Origin of the sequence: Williamsia soli (assembly GCF_017377795.1) — a bacterium.
In the GTDB taxonomy this organism is placed as follows: domain Bacteria; phylum Actinomycetota; class Actinomycetes; order Mycobacteriales; family Mycobacteriaceae; genus Williamsia; species Williamsia soli.
Genome location: NZ_JAFRDR010000002.1, coordinates 222,138 through 244,820 on the forward strand (window position 1 = coordinate 222,138; position 22,683 = coordinate 244,820).

The window sequence follows — 22,683 nt, forward strand, 5'->3', positions numbered from 1 at the left end:
GCGCCCTCGGCCCGATCGACGCGGAGCGTCGAGCTCAGATGCCGTCGAGCTACTTCTCTGGCGGCCAACGGTCGGTGATCATCTCGGTCATCTCGTTCACCCAGGTCTCGTCGAGGGCTGCATCTCGACGGATGAGGATGCGGAAAATTGCCGTGCCCGCGACCACCTCGGCGAGCATCGGCAGGTGGTCGTCCTCGCGGCGCTCCTGGCCGAACCGGGACTCGAATGCCGTCAGGTTCCCGCCCAGCCGGGCGATCATCATATTGTGGAGTTCCGGGTCGGCAACGGTGTCAGCGATCAGGCCCGGTAGGGCCAACCGCACCTCGGGCCGATCGAAGATCACCCGGACAGTCTCGACCAAACCCCTTATCTCAGTGCGGATGTCACCGGAACCGTCCGGCGTGGGAATGGTTTCGGCGAACAACACCGCTTCGTGAACGAGTTGAGCCTTGCCGGACCACCTCCGGTAGATCGCCGCTGTGGTCGTTCCGGCGCGCGCTGCGATCGCCGACAGCGACAACGCGGAGTAGCCCGTCTCGAGGATCAGTTCGCGAGTGGCCGCAATGATCGCGGAATCGATCCTGCCGTCGCGTGGCCGCCCCGGCGCGGACTGCGCAGACCTCTTGCCTTCGTTGCGGCTTTCTGCTGTCATGACTTCAGCATAGTTCCAATACAGTGTGCATCGTATTTGAGGGAGAGCTGTGAACCTGAGCCCGCTCGACGAGTTTCCAATCCATCAGACGCCGGCGCCGCTGACCTGGCCGGCCACCTCCGATCGAAACTTCTACGACCGCTCGTACTTCAATGTGCTCGACCGAGGCGGCCGCTTCATGGCGCTGACCGGGATCGGCTACTACCCGCGCCTCGGCGTCAAAGACGCCTACTTCGTCGTCCGTCGCGGGGACACGCAGACCGCAGTACACCTGAGTGACGCCATCGACGACGACCGCCTTCATCAGAACGTCAACGGTTACCGTCTCGACGTCATCGAGCCTCTGCAGCAGATGCACCTGACGCTGGCAAAGACCGAGGGTATATCTGCGGACCTCACCTGGCGCGGCCTGTTTCCCGCTGCACTGGAGAAGCCGCACGAGATGCTCACCGAGCGGCGAGTGACACTGCAGGCGAGCCGATTCGCCCAGGTCGGCTCGTGGCAGGGCTGGATCGATGTCGACGGCGAACGGCTGGAAGTCGACCATGACAGCAGTGTGGCGAGCCGCGACCGCTCATGGGGGATCCGACCTGTCGGTGAGGCCGAGCCTGCCGGTCGGCCGGATGCCGCATTCCGCGGGATGTGGTGGCTCTACCTACCGCTGGCTTTTGACGACTACCAACTGTTCTTGATCCTGCAAGAAGATCCCGACGGCCACCGTAGCCTCTATGACTGCACACGCCGCTGGAGAGACGGCCGCGTCGAACAGCTCGACGGCGTGCGCGCCACCATCGACTACGCACCCGGAACGAGGATTCCACGAGGCGCCCATGTGGACTTCATGAACCGTGCAGGGGATCGGATCTCGTTGGACGTCAAATCGAGGTTGTTTGCGCCCATTGCTTTCGGATCGGGCTACGGTGGCGACTCCTCGTGGGCACACGGCAGCTGGAAGGGCGGTCCGTTCGCCGAACGAGTCAGCTTCGACCTGACGGACCCGGAGGTCATGGCCCGAGCCCCGTTCAGTCTCATCGACCATATCGGCGAGGCCGTATGCACTGAAGCCGACGGAACGGTCAGCAAGGGCGCGGGTCTGTTCGAGCATGGCGTGATCGGCCCACACCACCCGTCGGGTTTCTCCGACTGGACCGACGTGGCCAATTAGGCGCGGGGCGTGAAGATCATGACAGCGCTGTTCGGCCCCACCGATGCGGTCGAACGCGCAGAAGTACTCAAAGAAGCCGGCGCATCCGGAGTGTTCACATTCGAAGGACCGTTCGACGTCTTCACGCCGCTGGTGCTGGCGTCGTCCGTGAAGGGTCTCGACGTCATGTCAAATGTCGCGATCGCGTTTCCCCGCAACCCTATTCAGCTCGCACATCAAGCCAACGATCTGCAACTGCTGAGCGAAGGGCGATTCATCCTGGGGCTGGGCACGCAGGTACGCGCGCAGATCGAGAAGCGCTACGGGGCGGAGTTCGATCGTCCGGTGGCCCGGATGAAAGAGATGGTGGGAGCCTTGCGGGCGATCTTCGCCACGTGGAATGAGGGGCAGCGTCTGGACTTCCGCGGCGAGTACTACCGGCACACCTTGATGACACCCACCTTCGTACCCGGGCCGAATCCATTCGGGCCGCCGCCGATCTATCTCGGCGCGCTCGGGCCTCGGTTGACCAAAGCCACGGCCGAAGTGGCCGACGGTCTGTTGGTGATGCCGTTCGGGACGAAGCGGTTCCTGCACGAGACGACGCTCCCTGCCGTTCGGGACGGACTGTCTGCGGCCGGCCGCAGCGAAGATGACTTCGAAGTGGTGCCTGAGATCATCGTGTCGGTCGGCACCGGGCGCGACGACGACCACGCCTCAACTCGGATGTTGCTGGCGTTCTACGGCTCCACCCCGGCCTACCGGCCGGTGCTCGACGCCCACGGCTGGGGTGATCTGCAACCTGAACTCAATGCCATGTCCAAGCAGGGCCGTTGGAAGGAGATGGCCGGCTTGATCGACGACGACATCCTGCACACCATCGCCGCGTGCGGAACTCCGGCTGAGGTGGCCTCCCACATCCGCGATCGCGTCGACGGGGTATCGGACCGGATCTGCCTCTATCAACCCAGTCCCATCGACGTCGGGGCACTCGCCGAAATCGTGGACGCGTTGGGAGAGAAGTCATGATGCTGACGACCATCGAGTTCGACGAGGTCGGTGACGAAAGCTACGGTGGCAAAGCGGCCGGGCTCGCCCGGCTGCGTCGCCTCGGACTTCCTGTTCCGATGGGATTCGTGATCCGTGATGCCTCGGCCCAGGTCTCCGTCGACGACGTGGAGAAGTGCTTCTCCCGAATGGCAGCACTCGGAGCAACTCCAGTGGCTGTCAGGTCTTCGGCAGTCGGTGAAGATGGTGACGATCAATCCTTCGCCGGGCAATACGACACCGTGCTCGGTGTGGACTCCGTCGATGACTTCGTCCGAGCCGTACGCGCGTGCGCCGCCTCTGTGCACTCTCGGCGAGTCTCGTCGTACAGCGGACACCCCACTGCCACCATGCATCTGGTGGTCCAGCAGATGGTGGACGCGCGCGCCGCCGGGGTGGTGTTCACCGCGGATCCGGCCACCGGCCGGCGCGACCTCATGGTCATCGACGCCATTCCCGGGCTCGGCGAAGCGCTCGTAGACGGCACCGCGTCCCCGGATCATCTCGTCCTCGATATCCACGGCAGCCCCGCTGTCCGCGAGGTCGGTGAAACACCGGTGTTGTCGACCGACGAGATCGCCGACATTCGGTCCGGGGCCTTGCGTGCTGCGGAACACTGGGGCAGGCCCATGGACCTCGAGTGGGCGATCGACCAATCCGGGACACTGTGGTGGCTGCAGGCCCGTCCGATCACCACCCTGCCCGGGGATCTGAACGAGATGGATTCGCCTCTCGCGGGCGAAGATCACGTCTACACGCGCTGCAACATCGGAGAGATGATGCCGGGGGCATTCTGTCCGTTGACCGCATCGGTGTCCGGCTTCGCCATCGACTACGCGATGCAGATGACCCAGGTGGTGGCGCGGGCGCAGCGGAGTTATCAGAAGCCATGGCTACAGGTCGGCTACTTCCAAGGACACATGTTTCTGAACATGACCGAGGGGACAGGACTGAGCTCAGGCCTCCTCGGCAACTCTTTGGAGCAGTTCTCGATGTCGATCTGCGGTCGGGTTGTCGATGAGCTGAAGCCAAAACCGCCCAAGCCGTTCCTTGCGAAGCTGATCAACACGGTTCGGCTCAGCACGTATGCACTGTCGGCCGGACCCGCGATTCGGCGCCTGGAGGGCCAGATCGCAGAGTTCCACATCCCGACCGGTGACAATCCGACAGTTGTATTGCAGGAGTTGGAATCTGGTGTCGAGCGGTACTGCGACATCACCCTGACTCACGTGCGGTCTTCGTCGCGCGCGGCGGTTGCGGCCAACATCCTCGAAAGCGTCTTGATGAAACAGGCGATCAAGGCCGGACGTTCGGAGGACGAAGGGCGAGCCGACGCAACCCGGCTCATGGCCGGCGCATCCGAGGTCGAGAGTGCCCTCATGCTCGAAGAGCTGGACGCGGTGGTACACGCCGTGGCCGCTGATCCGGTAGCGGCCGAGATGTTCTTGGCCGCGGACCCGGGCACCGCCATCTCCGGTGTGCGAACCTCCGGCGGATCGATCGGTCAAGCGTTGGAGCAGTTCCTCGATCGTCACGGCCACCGCGGGTACCGCGAACTGTGCATGCGTGACCCATCCTGGGCGGAGGATCCAGAAGGACTCGGTGCCATGATGCAGGTGATGGTGCGGTCGGCGCTCGATCCAGCTGCGAGCAGGCCGACCAGCAACGATGTCGAGGCAGCCACCTCGTCTACCGTCAGGCTTCTTGCACGAATGGCGCAGGGAGGCGCCCGCGGGCGCGAGGAGACGAAGTCGAAGATGGCGCTGATGGCGCACTCGCTCAAGCTGGGCTACCAGCACCTCGGAGAGGTGCTGGCGAAGGCCGGACGACTGCCTGATCCAGATCTGGTGTTTTTCTTCGATCGCGCAGAACTGATCCGCATTGTCGGTTCGGACGACGTCACCGAACTCGTCCAGATCGCCGTGAAGCGGCGCGAGGCGTTGGCATTCCAGAGCTCGCTCGAGTTCGCCGATGTTTCGGTCGGACGGCCCACCCCGTTGATCGCCCGTCCGCACCTCAGTGTCACCGGCGACGATATCGTCGGCCGGCCCGCCAGCCGCGGCTCCGTGGAAGGCGTTGTGCGCGTAGCGAAGTCGATTGTCGACGCGCGCGATGTGCAGCGTGGTGAAATTCTGGTGGCCCCGGTCACCGACGTGGGGTGGACGCCGTACTTCACGGTCATCGCTGCCCTCGTCACCGATATCGGCAGCTCGGTGTCCCACGGTGCTGTGGTGGCGCGCGAGTACGGTCTGCCCTGCGTCGTCAACACCCTGGTGGCCACGCAGGCGCTCAAGACCGGCGATCGAGTTCGCGTGGACGGTGACCGAGGTGTGATCACGCGTTTGGATCGGCCCTGACCCGTTGTACTGAGCCGTATTTCGATCGAGCAGCACGCGTGATCAGATTCCTGGGCGCATGTCGACCGCAGCCTCTACAGTGAGACTGAGGTCACAGCAACAGGCTGGGGCCGCCACGTCCGACGACACCAGGGGATACGCCAATGACAGTCGCTACAGACTCGACCAGCGAGGTCCTCCTCGAACCGATGCGCTCGAGTCGAAATACCTGGAACACGCAGGTACGACGACACGCTCTGATGACACCAGATGAGATTGCTGTCAAATATCTCGGCGTCGCAACCACCTGGCGTGACCTCGACGACCGATCGCACCGCTTCGCCGCAGCTTTGCAACATCGCGGCGTCCGTTTCGGTGACCGTGTCTTGATCGCGCTACTCAATCGAACCGAGTACGTCGAGGCGGTGCTCGGAGCGAATCTGATCGGTGCGATCCCGGTCCCTGTGAATATCCGCATGAGCCCGGCCGAGGTGGGCTACCTGGTTCAGGACAGCGGCGCCAGGATCATTCTCACCGAACGACTTCTTGCACCACTGGCAGATGCGGTGCGAGCGTCCACCGGCACCATCGACACCACCATCGTGGTAGACGCCGCCGACAGCGCCGATCACGTCGACTACGAGACGTGCCTCGCGCAGGACCCCGCGGAGCCGGCAGAAGTCGACATTCCTGAAGACACCGTGGCCCTCATCATGTACACCTCGGGTACCACCGGAAAACCCAAGGGCGCCATGCTGACCCACGCCAACCTGCAATCGCAGGCGATGACCACGATCAACGCATCTGCTGGCCAACCGGGTGACATTGCCTCGGTCGTGCCTCCGATTTTCCATATCGCGGGCATCGCCGCCTTCGCCCCGGTCTTCTATCGCGGCATCCGGGCGGTCATCCATCCACTCGGCGCGTTCGATCCGGAGGACATGCTCGACACCTTGGAGCGTGAAGGCACGACATCAGTGTTCATGGTGCCTGCCCAGTGGCAGGCGGTCTGCGCTGCCCAACGGGCCAAGCCCCGCCACCTGAAGCTGCGCACAATCAGCTGGGGAGCGGCGCCGGCCCCCGACACCGTGCTCAGGGAGATGAACGAACTGTTCCCCGATGCACTCAACATGACGGCCTTCGGGCAAACCGAGATGTCGCCGGTGACAACCCTTCTCGAAGGGCAGGACGCCATCCGGAAGATCGGGTCGATCGGCAAGGTGGTGCCCGCGGTGACCGCCCGTATCGTCGATCCTCTGATGGAGGACGTCAAGCCCGGCGAGGTCGGCGAAATCGTGTATCGCGGGCCCAATCTGATGAAAGGCTACTGGCGGAATCCGCAGGCGACGGCAGATGCGTTCCGAGGCGGCTGGTTCCATTCCGGCGATCTGGTTCGGCAAGACGACGAGGGTTTTCTCTATGTGGTCGATAGGGCCAAAGACATGATCATCTCCGGCGGAGAGAACATCTACTGCGCCGAGGTCGAGAACGTGCTGTACAGCCATCCCGCCATCGCCGAAGCCGCCATCATCGGCCGGGCGCATCCGAAGTGGGGTGAAGTGCCGGTCGCGGTGGTCGTTTTGGCCGAGGGCACCGACTCGCTCACCCTCGGCGACCTGGGACCTCACCTCGACGAGAACTTGGCGCGCTTCAAACACCCCAAGGACCTGATCGTCGTCGACGAATTGCCACGCAATCCCGGTGGCAAGGTCGTCAAACCCAAACTCCGCGATGCGTACGGCAGCAAGGACGCCGGTCTGACTCATTGATTCCGAGTTGACGGCGACGACGTTCACAGCCAAGTTGGTGCCGCGACGGGAATGAATGCAATATCTCGGTGGGGGAGCAGATGGAATCAGCTGCACTGGTGGCGCGTGTCGCCGCACGCATCGCAACCGTCACGGGCGGGCGCGGCATGCGGGCAATTGCCCGATTCAACAAGTATGTGACAAACCGCGTGACTCATGTCTGGGCGAAGCGAGTGCCGCACATGGCCGTGATCGAGCACCTCGGACGCAGAAGCGGGCGGTCATACGAGACGCCCGTGATGGTGTTTGTATCGGAGTCGACAGTCTCGATCGTTCTCAATTACGGGACCGCGTCGGACTGGGTTCGTAATGTGGTGGCTGCCGGTCATGCGGAGGTCGTGCATCGCAATCGTCGTTTCCGCCTCGACGAACCCCGACTCGTCCCGGCGTCCCAATCACAGGTACCGCTACGCACCGAGGACACGTCGGCCAAACAGGTGCTCACCGCCGTACTGAGACCGGAGAGCTGACCTGCACTTCGGCGTGCAGACTGTGGGTGTGGGGTTGGCAGCGACGGTGTTCGGGTATGAAGCAGTCATGACCGACAAAAAGACCGACCCCCATACCGAAGACGCCGGCACCGGACCGGAGGGCGCGAACTCCGACGTACAGTCTGATCCCGCCGAAGGAGAGACGTCCGGCGACTGGTCCGGCGAAGGTGGGGCCACCCAGGAGGGCCCCGCCACCGACAACGACTGATCGCAAGCAGCACAGCGCTGCAGACGGCTGATGTAGGTGCGGGTCGAGCAGACGTCGGGGATCATGGGTCCATGGAAACAAAACACGACGCTTGGCCTGCACTTCCGTTGGACTCGTGGGTCGGCACCAGGGATACGCTGCAGCTGTGGACCCAGATCGTGGGGAAGACGCGCATGGCTTTGGGCCCGCAGATCAATCATTGGTGGGGCGTCCCGCTGTATGTCGACGCACGAGGACTCACCACCTCCCTGATGCTCGCCGGGAGCCGCGGACTCGAAATCCGCTTCGACTTCGTGGAGCACGAGCTACTGATCCTCGTCACCGACGGCGGTATCCGCCGAATGAAGCTCGAACCGCGAACAGTTGCTGACTTTCACGCCGAGTACACCGGCCACCTGACTGATCTCGGATTCGACATCACACTGGTCGGAACCCCGGTCGAACTGCCCGATGCCACCCCGTTCGCCGAAGACACGAGACACGCATCGTACGACGCAGACGCCGTTTCTCGCTTCTGGCGGTCGCTCGTCTCGGCGCACGGTGTCTTCGCGAGGTTCCGTGGTGAGTTTCGCGGAAAATCGTCACCCGTCCATTTCTTCTGGGGCGCTTTCGATCTGGCCGTCACACGGTTCTCAGGACGGCCGGCACCCCAGCATCCCGGTGGCGTACCGAACTGCCCCGACTGGGTGATGCACGAGGCCTACAGCGACGAGGTCTCCAGCGCAGGCTATTGGCCCGGTGGCGCCCAAGAAGGCGTCTTCTACGCCTATGCGTACCCCCATCCCAGTGGATACGACACCCATCCTGCCGTCGAGGCACCCGCGCACTGGGACTCCACGCTAGGGGAGTACGTGCTGCCCTATCATCTGGTGCGACAAGCGGCGGATCCTGACGCCATGGTGCTGGCGTTCCTGGAACAGACCCACCGCGCGGCGGTGGAGACGGCAGGCTGGACCTGATCGCGGCTGGTCACCGGTGATCCGGGGCGTTCAGACCGTTTGCTTGTGAAGCAAGTGCATGCGGCTGGCCATGCGACACGCATCTGGGCGGTGCACAGCGCATTCGAGGAACGTCGTCAGTTCGTAGGGCGATACAAAGTGGACGCGGACGTCGGCGTCGACAAGTACGTCGACGAGATTGATAAACCGTTGCTGAGCCTCGGGATTGGTGTTTTCAAGCAGGGGAATGTCTATGACTGTCCAGGTGGAGAAGGTGCGGGCCCATTCCAGGTATTCAATTGTCGAAGTGGGGGAGTTGCAGATCTGGGCGAACGTAGCCCACAAGTGATCGGCGCCTGCTGCGAGAATCGGGAAACGGCGACCGCGAACAGTGACAGTCGCTTCCTCGCCGCAATCGGGGAGCACGGCCGACGTGCTGGTCGTCCAGGTTCCGGACGCGAAGCCGGATGAGTGGTCTGTCCGGCGTGAGCGGTAGTCGACAGGACCCTCGAGATGGAACAAGTCCATGTTGGTCTTGATCACATCGATCCCGCGGTCAAAGGTGTGGTGCCAGATCGGGTTGGGCAACAGATCGTCGGGGGCATAGTTGGAAGTCGCGAGCACCGACACCCCGTGGCTGAAAGCGTGATCGAGCAACCGCGTCAGCAAACGTGCGTCGCCGGAGTCGTGGACGTGCAGCTCGTCGAAAAACAGCAACCTTCCGACACCCGTTACCGCCTCGATGGCCCGATCCATCGCTTCTGGCTCGGCCCGATGGTCGTGGATGCCACGATGCAGCTCGTCGAAGAAGCCGTGGAAGTGAACGCGAGTCTTCCGGTCCGTCGACAGTGCTGAATAGAAGGCATCGGCCAGCCAGGACTTACCCCGACCGGCCTCGCCGTAGATGTAGAGTCCGCGAGGTCTCGAACGCCGCCTTGGCTTTTCGTTCAGGTCTGCCGCGAAGTCGGCTAGTCGGTCGAGCAGTCGGCGCTGGGCGAGATCCAAGGAGATGCCCGCCCGAGCCGCCGATGCATCAACCGTCGCAACAAGCTGTCGCCTCGAGTGCACCCAGGCAGCATCCCACGTCGGTTCACTGCGCTGGTTGAGGAGTCACCTCGAGCTTGTCGGTCCGTTCTCGTGGCGCGAGAAATCATGCCTTGGTCTAAGTCTTCGCGGCGTAGCGGAGGAGGACCGCGCCCGACGGAAATGTACGGTTCTCCACCAGCTTCAGCGTGATCCACTTGTCCAACGTCGGAAAGAACGGCGTGCCCCCGCCGATCGCGGCCGGGGTCACCACCACGTGGAACTCGTCTACAAGGCCGGCCCGGACCAAGGGCGCGGCGAGTGTGGCGCCCGCGACCTCGATCACGCCGTCGGTCTCCGCTTTGAGTCTCGCGGCGACCTCAACGACGTCCCCGCGCTCGAGTCGGGAGTTCCAGCCGACCGAGTCGAGAGTCTTGGAGAACACGATCTTCGGCATCGCCCGCCATAACGGGGCGTACTCCGCCTCCACCGGCGTCACGTCTTCGGCTTGATCTGCGGTCGGCCAGTGGGCGGCCATGAGCTCGTACAACTTGCGCCCGTACATCGATACCGCAGTGTCGCGGACCTGTTCGTTCCAGTATCGGTGCAGTTCCGGGTCCGGATCGCTCCATCCGATGTCACCGCTCGCGTCCGCGATGTAGCCGTCCACCGAGACATTCATGCCGTATGTAAGTTTGCCCATGCGGGTTAGACCGACACGGGCATGAGAACTCATCGCTCGCCATCGAAAAGACGATTGCGAGGGCCTGAGACAGCTGTGTCGTCACTTAGCCATCGCTCACGGTCTCAGCGCGCCCAAGTCGACCTGCCGCCGCGCATTCGAGATGGCGGTGACAGTGCAGCTGCCGACGTATCCGTCTCGGTCGAACATGGTTGCCGTGCCGACCGAGATGCCGGCGTGCGAGCGTTGATTGTCTGCTCGCAGCCCCAACCCCGTACCACGAGGGAGACGAATCAACGCGAGGGTGGTGTCGATGTTGATGAAACCGGCCCCAGCTGACCCCCAATGACACACCAGACTCGTTGTCTCGGCCATCACCGCGGCGCGCACGAACGGCGACATCGCCTCGCCGGCTACCAGAGGCGGGAAGTTCTGCCATGCGGTTTTGCGGTGCGCGTTCTGGTGAGCGGCGAAGTCGCCGCTCCAACCTCCGTCTGTGCTGCTGAACAGGGGCGGAGACGGTTCATCAACGCAGTCGGGGGGAGTGGGTAGCGGCTCGTGATCGTGCCAAAGCTCGCCTGGCGGTTCGGTGCCGGCAGCTGCGAACACTGCGCTCGCCCGGGCCGTGGTGTCCGACTCGGTGCCGATCCTGGCCTCCAAGACCTCGATCCGCGGCCCTCGACGCACCACGGTCGCCGTCGTGGAGATGCCGTCGAGTCCGAACGGGGCACACAGGTCCACCGTAAGGCGGACCGGCACGAAGTCCTGCGACTCTGCCGCATGTTCGATCGCCCGGGCGAGCACGCCGCACACCGCATATCCGCCGACCTGCCGGTTCGACCAAGGGCTGACCGCGAGTGCTTGCGGTACCAGAATTCCGTCGGCGTCGCTCACGAAAAAGGGGCGTACCGCCGAGGTTGACGCAGATTCAGTCACGCAAGGAGTGAAACACGTTCGACGCCGATGTTGGTCCGCGGCCCGGTCTCCAGATTCGATGTCAACGGGATCAGATACCCGCTAGCCGGTAGGCAGCAAGTACGGGAACCGTCAATGACAGTCATGCGGCGATTGCGCGAAACTTCCTCTTGTAAAACAGATTCCGCCCCGACAGCCGGGGCGGCCAAATCAAAGGAACATCCCCATGACTGCAATTCCGCGCCCCGATCTGCAACTCTCGCATGCAGTGGTCACCGCCGATGTGACCGCCCCGTTGGAGTACGTCGATATCGAGCAGTGGCTCAAGACCCTGCCCACGCACGAGTACCAGCGTTGTGCGCCAGGCGATCACAAGGCCGCCGGATACACCGTTGACGATGATGGAACCCCGATGTCGATCAACGTCGAGATGATCGGCACCGGTCTGGTCATCCAGCAGTACCGTTTCGAGGTCGCCAGCAAGCACTACTGCAAAATGGTCTCGATCTCCGATGTTTTCAGTGCCGCGGGGTGGACTACGACGCAGGTCATCTGGGAGCTGGGCATCGAGCAGCTCGAGGGCGATCAGCTCCGCTATGTCAACACGGTGACCTCGCATCCGACCGAGGAGTTCCTGGAGTTCATCACAGCCAGCGGCCAGTCTTTCGAAGAGGCCGCCGCCACTCGCCAGCACGCCTCCGGCACTCACTGCGAACTCGAGACCCCCCACTACGCGCAGAGCATCGCCAATTACGCGAAGGCCCGGGCCGCCGAAGCCTCGGCTGCCTGACGCCGCGCCAACCGCAATCTACGGTTGCAAGAGAACAGGTTTGCACATGAACGACCAACCAATCGATATAACGATCCCGCCAAGCGGTCCTGGCTGCGCCGACTGCGAGGCAACAGGGCCGTGGTGGCTTCATCTGAGGCGCTGTGTCAAATGCGGCCACATCGGGTGCTGTGACGACTCACTGAACCGCCACGCCAGCAGCCACGCCGCCACAACCGGCCACACCATCATTCAAAGCTACGAGCCCGGCGAAGACTGGTTCTACAACTTCACCAACGGCGAGATGTTTGCCGGCCCGGCCCTTGCCGCGCCAACAGCCCACCCACCCGCACAGGGAGTTCCCGGCCCCCAAGCACGGGTGCCGGGGGACTGGAACGACCAGCTTCAGACCTTGCAGCTGCGTCGGCGCGCACGGGGCTGAGCGTTGACACTATCCGCTACCACGAGCGCGAGGTCTTGATTCGGTGACGAACCACGGCATCGGTACACAGTTTCGAGAAGCCAAGACATGACTGCTGTTCAACGAGATAAACGGCGTTGCTGGCGCAAGCGCGACAGCGCGCGGAAGTTGACAGCACTGAAAAGCGTTGGTGCAACGAACTTTTCCTATCTCGGCGGAAATCAACGAGCGCATTTCAGGCGTGCCTATTTGCTCTAGCGTAGAGTCTGCTCTCTTGGGTCCGCGATTACTAGGGTCATCGCCGTATTGCTGGAATCTGGACGGGAGAATCCTTCCTTTAACCGGCCGTTAGTGTGATGCTGAACATGTCCACCACCTCAAACAGGAGATTCGACATGGCTAACAAAGCGCTGCTGGTTCGACTTGAAGCCAAACCCGGCAAGGAAAGCGCAGTGGAAGATTTTCTCCGATCAGCACTGCCACTCGTCGAACAGGAGCCCGGGACGAAGCCTTGGTTTGCGGTGCGGTTCGGTCCCTCGACGTACGGCATCATCGACGCGTTCCCCGACGACGACGCCCGTGATACTCACCTCAACGGGCCGGTTGGCAAGGCCCTGGGCGAACGGGCCGAAGAACTCTTCGCTACACCACCCGAAATTAGCTACCTCGATGTGCTTGCCAACAAGCTCTGACGCAGGCGGGCCGGACGCGGCTTGCCCTCACGTTCAATAGGGTTTGAGGTTTCTCTGGATCTGGTCTGTACGATATCGGTTGTGCAACAACAGTTTTTCATTGGTGACGGTTCAGGATCCGACGCATCGACTGGTCGGTCCTGGCCGGTAACCTCGGCCGACACAAGGTGTATGGCGACATCTCGACGGCGCGGTGTCTGCGTGGTCGACGGGCACGATAGGTGCGACAAGTAGGTTACAGCCGATGGCGTCCTCGGCGCGCACTGCACTGCCGGGGCTGCCAATCAGGCTTTCATTCCGCCTCGTCGGAACGTTTCCGTGCGTTCTCGACGCGTTGCCTTTGCCGGACTCCGTACGCGGCGTCTGTGACGGCAGCATCGTTTTCCAGACCCGAGCCGAGCGCACCGCCGATGGTCGCGATGGATGCCAGCAGCCATGAGAGCGTGAGGTAGTCGGAGAAGTCCACGCCGCGCCCTAGGGTCTTGGAGAGGAGGTCCGGGGGAAGGGTGACACATGCGGCGAGCAGGAGCAGACCGAACAGTGCCAGATGGAGGACGGCGACGCCGATAACCAGGGTGACGACGGTCGCACTGTTGTAGAGCACAGATCGGTCTCGCTCGACAGGCGATGCCGGCCGCTCCCACAACTCGTGATCGAGGACGAGCCAAAGGACCATCGCCGCGATCGACAGAAGCGTCACCGCGCTCATACGCCACGGACCCATCGTGTCGGCGAACTCCCAGATCGTGCTGGTGGCCAGCGCGAATGCACCGGTGGCGAAAGCGCCGACGAGCACCTTCGACAGCCCGGTGACCAGCCGCCATGGCCGGTTCGCTCGGACCATCCCTGATAGCAGCCGCAGCCGGCGGAGTCCCGAGGGCGCGAAGTAGCGCGTGCCGCTTTCGATCTGCACGGACGGAAATTGTCGCCTCGCACCGGGCGGCGCGAGCTCCGGTTCGTCGAGGGCGGACGCGATTGCGAGTTGAACGACGGCACCGACGCGATCCTCGATGCGGACGCCGCCCACAGCGGCGACGGAGATGAGCGCGAAAAGGTGTTCGGTGCTCACGTCGGCCAGCACCGGCAACGTGTCCTCACGCCGAGGTAGATCAGTGAGGTACACGACGATATCCTCACCCTCCGATGATGGTTCGACCGCGTCGATGACGTCGGCGAAGTCGGCTTGCTCATCGGGGAGGTAGGGCTCGCTACGCACGGTCGCTGTCCATAGGCGCTCGGTCCGGTCACCGCGCCGTAGCCGTTCGGGTAGGCTCGCCGCCAGCCGTTGCGCAAGGGCCGTGGGTTTACCCGGGTCGGCGATCAGCAGCACCGATACCAGCCCATCCGCAGCAAATTCGGCTCCGCTCTGACTACGTTCGTTTCCCGACACCGTGTTAGCGTATGCCACTCTGGTCGCCGACAGGTTCCAGTTGACATCAATGTCTAATCGGCCTTCTTATGCGGCAACGCTACGCGGCTGTTGTCTCCGGGGGGTCACGACGAGTCCGAAACAGACTGTGTCACAGCGACTTGGCGTCGGAATCGATCGGCGACATCGCGTCGGGTCCGAGGCTCCACTTGGTGTGAGTATGGCCCATGTGTGTGCTGCATCGACTGCGAGCCAAAACGCGGCCGCCGGGGGGCCGAAACATCCAGCTTCACGCGCCGCTTACAGCACAACCCGTCTCACACGCCAGCGCAAGGGCACGGCGCCGTGTGCCTGAACTGGTCGAGACCTGATGTCATTGCGGCGGTGGGGTCGTGCTGAAGATCGGCCAGCAGATTTCTGTGGCTGTGAACGTTGTTGGCGCTGATGGCGAGCCGCCCACATAGTGTTCGCGGATTGGCCCCTGGTGGCTGATCAGATGCTCGTTGGCGTATATGCCCAAAGCCGCGTAGCTGCGATCGATGCCTTCGTGCCCGCCGGGGTGGGTGAGGACCGCGTAGTCGGCCTGGGGTAATACCTCGGCACGGATGCCCTCAGGGGGTTCGGCGGATGGCGGCGCGGGGACGAAGAGGGTTGCCTTGCCGCGTGATTCGAGAAATAGTGCCCGGTCGTAGAGGCCGCCCGGCACGACTGGGGATGTCCCGTCTGCGGCTGTGGCAATGGCGTCCAGCAGTTTCTTCAGTGTCGCAGCGAACCAGCTGTCGATCTCGGAAACCTCGAGAGTGGCGCTGATGGACCACACGAGGAGCGCAGGTTCATTCCGCACCGCCACGAAAGCGGGGTGGTGCACTGGCGAAAGCAACTCGCGCAACGCGCCAACGGTGTCACGAGTCTGCTGCAGCTGCACCTCCATCTGTTCGAGATGAGTCGTGATGATCTCGGTGCGAGTTACGGCGTCGTCTGTGCTCAGCAGCGCCTTGATGTCGGGGATGGACATGCCGAGAGATCGGAACCGGCGGATGATGTGTGCATGATCGACCTGGCTGGTGTCGTAGAAGCGGTAGCCGGTGTGGGAATCGATGTGAGCTGGTTCGAGAATACCGATGTCGTGGTAATGCCGTAGCGCTTTCCTGCTCAGACTGGTCATCACTGCGAAGTCACCGATCGAGACCTGTGCGTTCATGGCTTCCTCCTCTGCGCGTTGCCGGGTAGGGGCATCCTGCAGTTTCCCCTTAGGGCAAGGTCAACAGTGCCAGGGGGAGTCCGACGACTCGATGTCCTCCGCGCAAAACGCCGGCGAACCAGTGGGTTCACCTGCGAGATGGGCTGACCGCGGCGGGCACGAAAATCAAGTCGCGGCCCACAGTTGACTTTCCCCTTAGGGGAAGTTCCACCGTGGGGTCATGACAACAGCATGGGATGAACTCCCGAACACAGTAAAGACTTTTATGACCGCCCTCGACGACCGAAAGGACGACCGAGCGCTGGCCACTTTCACCGCCGATGCCGTCGTGACCGACGAGGGTCGCGACTACTCGGGCCGTGATGAGATCGGAGCCTGGCTGGCCACCTCAGTCAGCGGCAGTGAATACACCTATACAGCCGAGTTCACCGGCGCAACCACAGCGGGTACCACCGTCGACGTCGGGCAGCACCTGGAGGGCAACTTCCCCGGCGGCGTCGCCGACCTGCATTACCGCTTCACGCTGGACGGCGCGCTGATCAGTCGGTTGGTGATCGAGCCGTGACGCGGCGGTGGTTCATCACAGGAGGCACGCCCGGTGGCTTCGGGGTCGCGTTTGCCGAGGCGGCGCTGGAGACGGGGGACCGCGTGGTGCTCACGTCCCGGCGACCGCAAGAGTTGTCGGCGTGGGCTGAGCAGTACGGTGACCGCGTTCTGGTCGTGCGGCTCGATGTCACCGACACCGAGCAGGTACAGCTCGCGGTGCGTGCGGCCGAGGAGCACTTCGGCGGTGTCGACGTGCTGGTCAACAACGCCGGTCGCGGCTGGTTCGGATCAATCGAGAGCATGAACGAGTCTTCGGTGCGGACGATGTTCGAGCTGAACTTCTTTGCCATGCTGTCCGTGACGCGCGCGGTGCTGCCGGGGATGCGCGCCCGCGGCGACGGGTGGATTGTCAACGTGTCATCGGTGGCCGGGCTCGTGGCGGCGACCGGATTCGGCTATTACAGCGCGACGAAGTCCGCCGTCGAAGCTGTCACCGAGACGCTACGTGACGAGGTCGCCCCACAGGGCATCTCCGTGCTGGCAGTCGAACCGGGAGCGTTTCGGACGAACGCCTACGCCGGCTTCGCCGACGAACCGGTTTCAGAACCGATTCCGGAGTACCACGAGATGCTCAAGCAGGTTCGCGCAGCGTTCGTGGACATGGACGGTGTGCAACCCGGCGACCCGCGCCGCGGTGCCCGTGCGGTGATCGCGGCGATGGCCCAGGAATCGCCTCCCCGGCGGCTGGTCCTGGGCAGCGGCGGTTTCGACGCCGTAACCGACACACTAGAGGGAGCCTTGGCGGACATCCGGGCCAACGAAACTCTCTCTCGAGGCGCCGATTTCCCCGCCTAGTCGGTTCTCGGAACGAGACATACCCGACCCCGCGGCCGGATAGTCACCACCATCGTCCCCGGCAGAGGCCACCGAGGGCATCCTTCCCTCGGTGCCTCTGCCAGGGGACGAATCTGGTGCCGAGAAACTCACGACCGTCACAGCGACCGGCGGCGGAATCGATCGGCGACGTCGCGTCGGGTGTTGAGGCCCCATTTGGTGTAGATGTGCCTGATGTGTGTCACGACGGTGTGAGGGGAGACCATCAAGTCCTCGGCGATTTGTTGAGTCGTCAGGCCTGCCGCGATGCGTTCTGCGACTTGGTGCTCGCGGGTGGACAGTCCATCGGTGTCAGCGTCTGCTGCTTTGAGGCGTTTGCTGACCCCGCGTGACCGAAGGGTTTGGAGCACTCTCGTGGCGTCGCGAGCAGCTCCTAGCTCGTCGTAGAGTCGCAGTGCGTGGTCTAGCGACGTTGTTGCTGTTTCCGCTGTGGGGTCGATGGTTCCTGCGGTTTCGAGGACGCGTGCCATCACCAGCGGGCGGTTGACGTGTTGTAGTTGTTCTGCCGCCTCTAGCAGGGTCGCTGCTGAGGCGTCTCGGACTCCTTGTGTGGCAGTCGCCACCGCGACAACCAGGTTGTTGTCTGGGTTTCGTGTCGCACGTTTGTGCGCCACATCGACGACGAGATCTAGGCCCGCCAAATCATCGACTTGCCTGCAGATCAGCGAGAGCATCAGGTCATCGGCAAAGTCGGCCGGTGTCGTCATCGACGGAATAGGCTCACGCAGCGAACACAGTGCGGTATCGGCGTAGTCTCGTGCGGCACCCGCTCGACCCTGGTCGAAGGCTTCGAGGGCGAGGTGCCAGTTGCCAGTTCGTCTCAGTCCTACGCCCTTGGCGAGCTGATGTACTCGCGGTAAGACTGTTTCGCGAAGTTCGACGTCGCCAGTGTGTAGGGCTATGCGGTGAAGCACGATCCCGGCGGTCGCGTTGGTGAAGTCACCTAGTCCGAGTTGGGTGGCGAGTTCGAGAACTGTTTCAGCTTGAGTGCGAGCATCTTCGAGGCGTCCGTAGTCGTAGAGCGCGCGGGTGTAGACCATGCGCCAGTAGGTCTCGGCAATGACGTTGTTGGCTGCGTTTGCCTCAGCCAGTCCTTTTTCGATGAGCTTGATAGCTTCTGCGTAGTAGCCGAGGCTGTTGCGCATGAACGCCATCCACAGCCCTTCCGGTAGCCATAGCCCTGCAATCGAGCCTGCCCGTGTGATTTGTTCGATCGCTTGACGCTGGAGACGGTCTGCCGCGCGGAATTGGTCCTGGTTGAACAGGAGAACCGACTCGGTTGCATCGATCGTTGCAAGAGCGAGTGTGTCGCGGTCTACGTCGGCGATTGCCCGAGCTTGTTGCAGGCTGTCTCGGAGGCCTGCGGCGTCAGCCTTATTGGCGTAGTTGAGGGCGCGAACGGCCAGTATCTGCACCTTCGTTGACTCTGAGATGCCTGCAGTCGCCAGCGCGAGAGTGGTTTCGGCGATGGCTCCGTCGAAGTCTGATTCGGTGAGCTGTCGTGCGATGGCCAGGTGGACCACGGCCCGGGAATCTGGACCGAGTACCGGTGCTAGTGCATCGCTGATGGCGACTGCCTCTTGAATTCGGCCGGCAGAGAGGACGACTGGAAGTAGCCGTGCGATGTGGTCGGCGTGGATTGTTCGTCCGATCGCTAGCCGTGCACCCTCGATGATGAGGTCAGCCGCGCCCTTGATGTCAGTGATTGACAGTTGTCGTGCAGCATCAAGAAGTAGCTCTATGGAGTCATCGTCGGCGCTGTCGGCGACGGATGCGACTAACGCTGCGAGTGCGGCGATGTCTTCTCCCTCAGCAAGTCGTTTGTGGATGATCTCGCGGGTCATCGCGCGACGCAGGGTGGGGGACAGGCTGTTCCAGGCCGCGGACTGCACGGTGTCGTGGCGAAAGGCCAGCGATGTACCGGAGTCGATGATAAAGCCTAGATCGAGGAGTTCTTGGACGGCTGGAGCGGCGGTGATCGCTGTCTGGCCGAGGGCGTCGAGGACGCCGCCGATCGGGAACTCGCGTCCGTAAAGGCTGCCGATTTGGGCAAAGCGAAGCGCCTCAGGGCTTAGTTGATGAAGACGTTCACTGGCTGAGGAACCGAACCGGGCGGGGAGTGCGTCGGATTCTAGGTCAACGCCACCGCGGACAGGAACCAGTAGGCCGTCTTCTTCGAGTCCACGTAGCAACTCAAGGACAACTAGAGGTAAACCCTCGGCACGTTCGACAGCGCTTTGCACTCTTGGTCCCGGTGCGCTTCCTAGGGCATCGCTGGTCATCGCCCAGACTGCTTCTGCGTCAAGGGGTTCAACGCCGACATAGGAGGAGGAGTCATCGACGAATTGAGCTATGAAGCGCTGGTGTGCGACGCCGTAGCGCCCAGTCCGGGTGGCCATCAGCCAGTAGACCGGCACACCCTGTAGGTCGTTGATCAGCGCGGTGATCGTAGCCAGTGAACCCGCGTCCAACCACTGCAGGTCGTCGACGATCACTACGGCGCCGGACTCGCTGGCTGCTGCTTCGAGAGCGTCCGCGATGACGCGGGTGGCCCAGTAGTGCGGTGCCGTCGGCGCCCGCAGTGCTGCTTCCAGATCACTGCGAGCAACGAGAGGCATTTCGTTGCGCGTTGCGGCATTGACCAGGGCGCCGAGTGGAGTCATTGAGGAATCGATGTCGGGCGCGACGATCATGGCATGGCAATTCAGCGACGTAGCCTTCTCATACGCGTGCTGGAGCAGGCGGGTTTTGCCGATTCCGGGGTCTCCTGAGAACACCGTGATGGCGCGGTTGCCCGATATCGCCGCATTGATTCCCTGCGCGATCACCTGGGCTTCAGCCGCTCGACCGCGAAGAGGTAAACGATAGCGTTCGGCGGTACTGCCGGCCAGCGCGTGGGGAGCACTGGGGCGCGTCGTCGAGTCGGTTATGGAACTGTCCAGCCTGGCTCTGGGCATCGGGGGAGTAGAGCGCATGCCTCCATTTTCCCCCGACCTTGCGTCCGTGTCATCGGGGCTCGCGGCACAGCGGTACTACCTGCTAGCCGGTAGTGCCGCTACCAGGCCTCGGTAAATGCGATGTGCCGGCCGTTTTCAGGGGATGTGGCGAATGCGGTCCCGAACTTAACGTTCCTGGCAACGGGCACGAGCTCGTCAGCAGCCCCTCCCGGGCGTCCGGCACGACAACCACGAAGGAATGAAACCATGACCGCAACACCTCGCCCCGATCTGCAACTCTCGCATGCAGTGGTCACCTCCGATGTGACGGCACCGTTGGAGTACGTCGATATCGAACAGTGGCTCAAGACCCTGCCCACGCACGAGTACCAGCGTTGTGCGCCAGGCGATCACAAGGCCGCCGGATACACCGTTGACGATGATGGAACCCCGATGTCGATCAACGTCGAGATGATCGGCACCGGTCTGGTCATCCAGCAGTACCGTTTCGAGGTCGCGAGCAAGCATTACTGCAAAATGGTCTCGCTCTCGGACGTTCTCACCCCCGGGGGATGGACCTCGACGCAGGTCATCTGGGAGCTGGGCATCGAGCAGCTCGAGGGCGATCAGCTCCGCTATGTCAACACGGTGACCTCGCATCCGACCGAGGAGTTCCTGGAGTTCATCACCGCCAGCGGGCAGTCTTTCGAAGAGGCCGCCGCCGCTCGCCAGGAGGCCTCCGGCAGGCACTGCGAACTCGAGACCCCCCACTACGCGCAGAGCATCGCCAATTACGCGAAGGCCCGGGCCGCCGAAGCTACCGCTGCCTGACGCCGACAGATTCGGACAGCACCCATGGCAACGCAGAACGAGTGCACCGGCCACCACAGCACCGACGACCACGAACACGGTCCCGGTTGCGGTCACGAGGCGGTCCCGCACGGCGATCACGTCGACTACATCCACGGTTCACATCGCCATGCCCTGCATGGCGAGCACTACGACGAGCACTGACGACCTGGTGACCGGAGGAGACGTGTGATCCCTCCTCCGGTCACCACACCACCCACCATTCACGAGAAAGACCCACTGCGATGTCATCAGCCATACGTTTCGATCGCCCCGGCGCACCCGGAGTCCTGCGCCTGGTCCCCGTAGACGACCTCGAACCAGGGCCGGCTGAGGTACTCATCGCGGTCGAAGCCGCCGGCGTGAACAACGCCGACCTGCTCGAGCGGCGGGGGCACTACCCAGTCCCGCCCGGTGCCCCCGCCGGGCTGGGCCTTGAATGCGCCGGCACCATCGCTGCAGTCGGTCGCGAGGTCACCTTATGGAAACCGGGCGACCGGGTGTGCGCACTGCTGACCGGCGGCGGGTACGCCGAACGGGTGGTGGTTCCTTCGGTGCAGGTCATGCCGGCACCTGACGGGCTCACCATGATTGAGGCGGCATCGTTTCCTGAGGTCGCGTGCACTGTGTACTCGAATCTGGCGATGATCGCCGGCCTGACGAGTGGGCAGAGCGTTCTGATTCACGGAGCCGGCGGCGGAATCGGCGCTTTCGCGACCCAATGGGCGGCCGCGATCGGAGCCCGGGTCATCGCAACCGCTGGGAGCGACAACAAGGTCGAGGCCGCCCTCGCCATGGGCGTCAGCGAAGCGATCAACTATCGCACAGACGATTTCGTCACCACCACACTGAATGCGACGAGCGGCCGCGGCGTCGATGCCATCCTCGACATCGTCGGCGCACCGTACCTCGAACGCAACCTACGCAGCCTCGCTGCAGACGGACACCTGATCATCATCGGCGGCTCGATGACACCGGTCACCTTCGACCTCTGGGAAATCGCCTCGCGCCGAGCAAGTGTGACCGCCACGATGCTGCGTGGGCGTCCCAAGGCGCAGAAGGCAGCGATCGTCGCCGGAGTCACACGGGACGTCATTCCACTGATCGAAGCCGGGAAGATCAAGCCGATCATCGATACTGTGTTCCCCTTGGCGCAGGCCAGCCGCGCCCACGAACTACTGGAGACCGGCCGGACTGTCGGCAAAGTCATTCTCGAAACTGGCTAGAGCGCAGTGCGATAGACCAAACCAACAGTTGGGTACCGGGTGAGCCGTTGTCGCGACATGCCCTCACAAGTATAGGAAAGATCCTTCATGACCATCACGACTGACGACGTTATCGGCGCGTGGAAGCTTTCGAGCGCCACCGCGGTGTTTGCTGATGACGAACGGCAACCAGAGTTCGGGCCCGACGCCGTCGGCTACCTCTCTTACAGTGCCAACGGCATCGTGACAGCGATACTCGGTGACATGACCCGCCCGGTCAGCGGTGCCTCCGACCCACAACGGGTCTCCCGTGAGGACCAAGCCGCAATGGCGCACGGGCTCATCGCCTACGCCGGCCCTTACACGGTCACCGCCGACGGCGCCGTCATCCATCACGTGGATATCGCTCTGTTCACAGACTGGCAAGGCAAACCCCAACGGCGACAGGCCCAGATCACGGGCAACGAGCTGCGTATCACGGGATCACCCCGAACATCACCCGATGGCCGCACCTTCCACAGCGAACTCATTTGGGAACGGCTCACGCCGTGACATCG

The 22,683-nt window shown here is 63.1% G+C and carries 23 protein-coding genes; 16 read left to right on the forward strand and 7 right to left on the reverse strand.

The window, feature by feature from the left end:
- Positions 1–49 precede the first annotated feature (49 nt).
- A complete protein-coding gene (locus J3S28_RS05605; RefSeq protein WP_207838613.1) occupies positions 50–652 on the reverse strand; it encodes a TetR-like C-terminal domain-containing protein in 603 nt (200 codons plus the stop codon).
- Between the two features lie 49 nt (positions 653–701).
- Between J3S28_RS05605 and J3S28_RS05610 the strand changes: the two genes are divergently transcribed.
- The 7 genes from J3S28_RS05610 to J3S28_RS05640 all read left to right on the forward strand — a co-directional run bounded on the left by J3S28_RS05610 (position 702) and on the right by J3S28_RS05640 (position 8,645).
- Entirely contained in the window at positions 702–1,817 is a 1,116-nt protein-coding gene (locus tag J3S28_RS05610; protein WP_207838615.1) for an Rv3169 family protein, read from the forward strand.
- Between the two features lie 9 nt (positions 1,818–1,826).
- Complete coding sequence (locus J3S28_RS05615; RefSeq protein ID WP_207838616.1) at positions 1,827–2,825, forward strand: TIGR03617 family F420-dependent LLM class oxidoreductase; 999 nt, start codon at positions 1,827–1,829, stop codon at positions 2,823–2,825.
- Positions 2,822–5,200 (forward strand): PEP/pyruvate-binding domain-containing protein, encoded by a 2,379-nt coding sequence (locus J3S28_RS05620; protein ID WP_207838618.1) that lies wholly within the window; start codon positions 2,822–2,824, stop codon positions 5,198–5,200. Before J3S28_RS05615 ends, J3S28_RS05620 begins: the two co-directional genes overlap by 4 nt.
- A 143-nt stretch (positions 5,201–5,343) precedes the next feature.
- Positions 5,344–6,948, forward strand: a complete 1,605-nt coding sequence (fadD5, locus tag J3S28_RS05625; RefSeq protein ID WP_207838620.1) for a fatty-acid--CoA ligase FadD5 — start codon at positions 5,344–5,346, stop codon at positions 6,946–6,948.
- Positions 6,949–7,028: 80 nt separating this feature from the next.
- The gene (locus J3S28_RS05630; RefSeq protein ID WP_207838621.1) at positions 7,029–7,457 is read left to right on the forward strand and encodes a nitroreductase family deazaflavin-dependent oxidoreductase; all 429 of its coding nucleotides are present in this window, start codon (positions 7,029–7,031) and stop codon (positions 7,455–7,457) included.
- A 67-nt stretch (positions 7,458–7,524) separates the two neighbouring features.
- Positions 7,525–7,686 (forward strand): hypothetical protein, encoded by a 162-nt coding sequence (locus tag J3S28_RS05635; RefSeq protein ID WP_168176551.1) that lies wholly within the window; start codon positions 7,525–7,527, stop codon positions 7,684–7,686.
- A gap of 71 nt (positions 7,687–7,757) precedes the next feature.
- On the forward strand, positions 7,758–8,645 hold the full coding sequence (locus J3S28_RS05640; protein ID WP_207838623.1) for a DUF5996 family protein: 888 nt from the start codon (positions 7,758–7,760) through the stop codon (positions 8,643–8,645).
- A gap of 30 nt (positions 8,646–8,675) precedes the next feature.
- Here the strand turns inward: J3S28_RS05640 and zapE are convergent, their stop codons facing one another.
- From zapE to J3S28_RS05655, 3 genes are all read right to left on the reverse strand, one after another.
- The gene (gene zapE / locus J3S28_RS05645; protein WP_207838625.1) at positions 8,676–9,692 is read right to left on the reverse strand and encodes a cell division protein ZapE; all 1,017 of its coding nucleotides are present in this window, start codon (positions 9,690–9,692) and stop codon (positions 8,676–8,678) included.
- 94 nt (positions 9,693–9,786) lie between these two features.
- Positions 9,787–10,350: a dihydrofolate reductase family protein gene (locus tag J3S28_RS05650; protein WP_207838628.1), complete on the reverse strand. Its 564-nt coding sequence runs from the start codon at positions 10,348–10,350 to the stop codon at positions 9,787–9,789.
- Positions 10,351–10,446: 96 nt separating this feature from the next.
- A complete protein-coding gene (locus J3S28_RS05655) occupies positions 10,447–11,265 on the reverse strand; it encodes an acyl-CoA thioesterase domain-containing protein (RefSeq protein ID WP_307796880.1) in 819 nt (272 codons plus the stop codon).
- A 205-nt stretch (positions 11,266–11,470) separates the two neighbouring features.
- On the opposite strand from J3S28_RS05655, the gene J3S28_RS05660 reads away from it, so the two are divergent.
- The 3 genes from J3S28_RS05660 (at position 11,471) to J3S28_RS05670 (ending at position 13,126) form a co-directional block, all read left to right on the forward strand.
- Entirely contained in the window at positions 11,471–12,034 is a 564-nt protein-coding gene (locus J3S28_RS05660; protein ID WP_207838631.1) for a hypothetical protein, read from the forward strand.
- Between the two features lie 46 nt (positions 12,035–12,080).
- On the forward strand, positions 12,081–12,455 hold the full coding sequence (locus J3S28_RS05665; RefSeq protein ID WP_207838634.1) for a UBP-type zinc finger domain-containing protein: 375 nt from the start codon (positions 12,081–12,083) through the stop codon (positions 12,453–12,455).
- A gap of 374 nt (positions 12,456–12,829) precedes the next feature.
- Complete coding sequence (locus J3S28_RS05670; protein ID WP_207839513.1) at positions 12,830–13,126, forward strand: putative quinol monooxygenase; 297 nt, start codon at positions 12,830–12,832, stop codon at positions 13,124–13,126.
- Between the two features lie 292 nt (positions 13,127–13,418).
- Here J3S28_RS05670 and J3S28_RS05675 read toward each other — a convergent pair whose 3' ends face one another.
- The gene (locus J3S28_RS05675) at positions 13,419–14,516 is read right to left on the reverse strand and encodes a hypothetical protein (RefSeq protein WP_207838636.1); all 1,098 of its coding nucleotides are present in this window, start codon (positions 14,514–14,516) and stop codon (positions 13,419–13,421) included.
- Positions 14,517–14,868: 352 nt separating this feature from the next.
- A complete protein-coding gene (locus J3S28_RS05680) occupies positions 14,869–15,696 on the reverse strand; it encodes a MerR family transcriptional regulator (RefSeq protein ID WP_207838639.1) in 828 nt (275 codons plus the stop codon).
- A 220-nt stretch (positions 15,697–15,916) separates the two neighbouring features.
- On the opposite strand from J3S28_RS05680, the gene J3S28_RS05685 reads away from it, so the two are divergent.
- Complete coding sequence (locus J3S28_RS05685; RefSeq protein WP_207838640.1) at positions 15,917–16,261, forward strand: nuclear transport factor 2 family protein; 345 nt, start codon at positions 15,917–15,919, stop codon at positions 16,259–16,261.
- Positions 16,258–17,097 (forward strand): SDR family NAD(P)-dependent oxidoreductase, encoded by an 840-nt coding sequence (locus J3S28_RS05690; RefSeq protein ID WP_207838642.1) that lies wholly within the window; start codon positions 16,258–16,260, stop codon positions 17,095–17,097. The genes J3S28_RS05685 and J3S28_RS05690 overlap by 4 nt, the downstream gene beginning before the upstream one ends.
- 137 nt (positions 17,098–17,234) lie before the next feature.
- Here J3S28_RS05690 and J3S28_RS05695 read toward each other — a convergent pair whose 3' ends face one another.
- Positions 17,235–20,093 (reverse strand): helix-turn-helix transcriptional regulator, encoded by a 2,859-nt coding sequence (locus tag J3S28_RS05695; protein WP_207838644.1) that lies wholly within the window; start codon positions 20,091–20,093, stop codon positions 17,235–17,237.
- Positions 20,094–20,339: 246 nt separating this feature from the next.
- On the opposite strand from J3S28_RS05695, the gene J3S28_RS05700 reads away from it, so the two are divergent.
- The 4 genes from J3S28_RS05700 (at position 20,340) to J3S28_RS05715 (ending at position 22,678) form a co-directional block, all read left to right on the forward strand.
- Positions 20,340–20,903: a hypothetical protein gene (locus J3S28_RS05700; protein ID WP_207838647.1), complete on the forward strand. Its 564-nt coding sequence runs from the start codon at positions 20,340–20,342 to the stop codon at positions 20,901–20,903.
- A 24-nt stretch (positions 20,904–20,927) separates the two neighbouring features.
- On the forward strand, positions 20,928–21,086 hold the full coding sequence (locus J3S28_RS05705) for a zinc transporter permease (protein ID WP_207838649.1): 159 nt from the start codon (positions 20,928–20,930) through the stop codon (positions 21,084–21,086).
- A gap of 80 nt (positions 21,087–21,166) precedes the next feature.
- A complete protein-coding gene (locus J3S28_RS05710; RefSeq protein WP_207838651.1) occupies positions 21,167–22,147 on the forward strand; it encodes an NAD(P)H-quinone oxidoreductase in 981 nt (326 codons plus the stop codon).
- 87 nt (positions 22,148–22,234) lie between these two features.
- Positions 22,235–22,678, forward strand: a complete 444-nt coding sequence (locus J3S28_RS05715; RefSeq protein WP_207838653.1) for a lipocalin-like domain-containing protein — start codon at positions 22,235–22,237, stop codon at positions 22,676–22,678.
- Positions 22,679–22,683 lie beyond the last annotated feature (5 nt).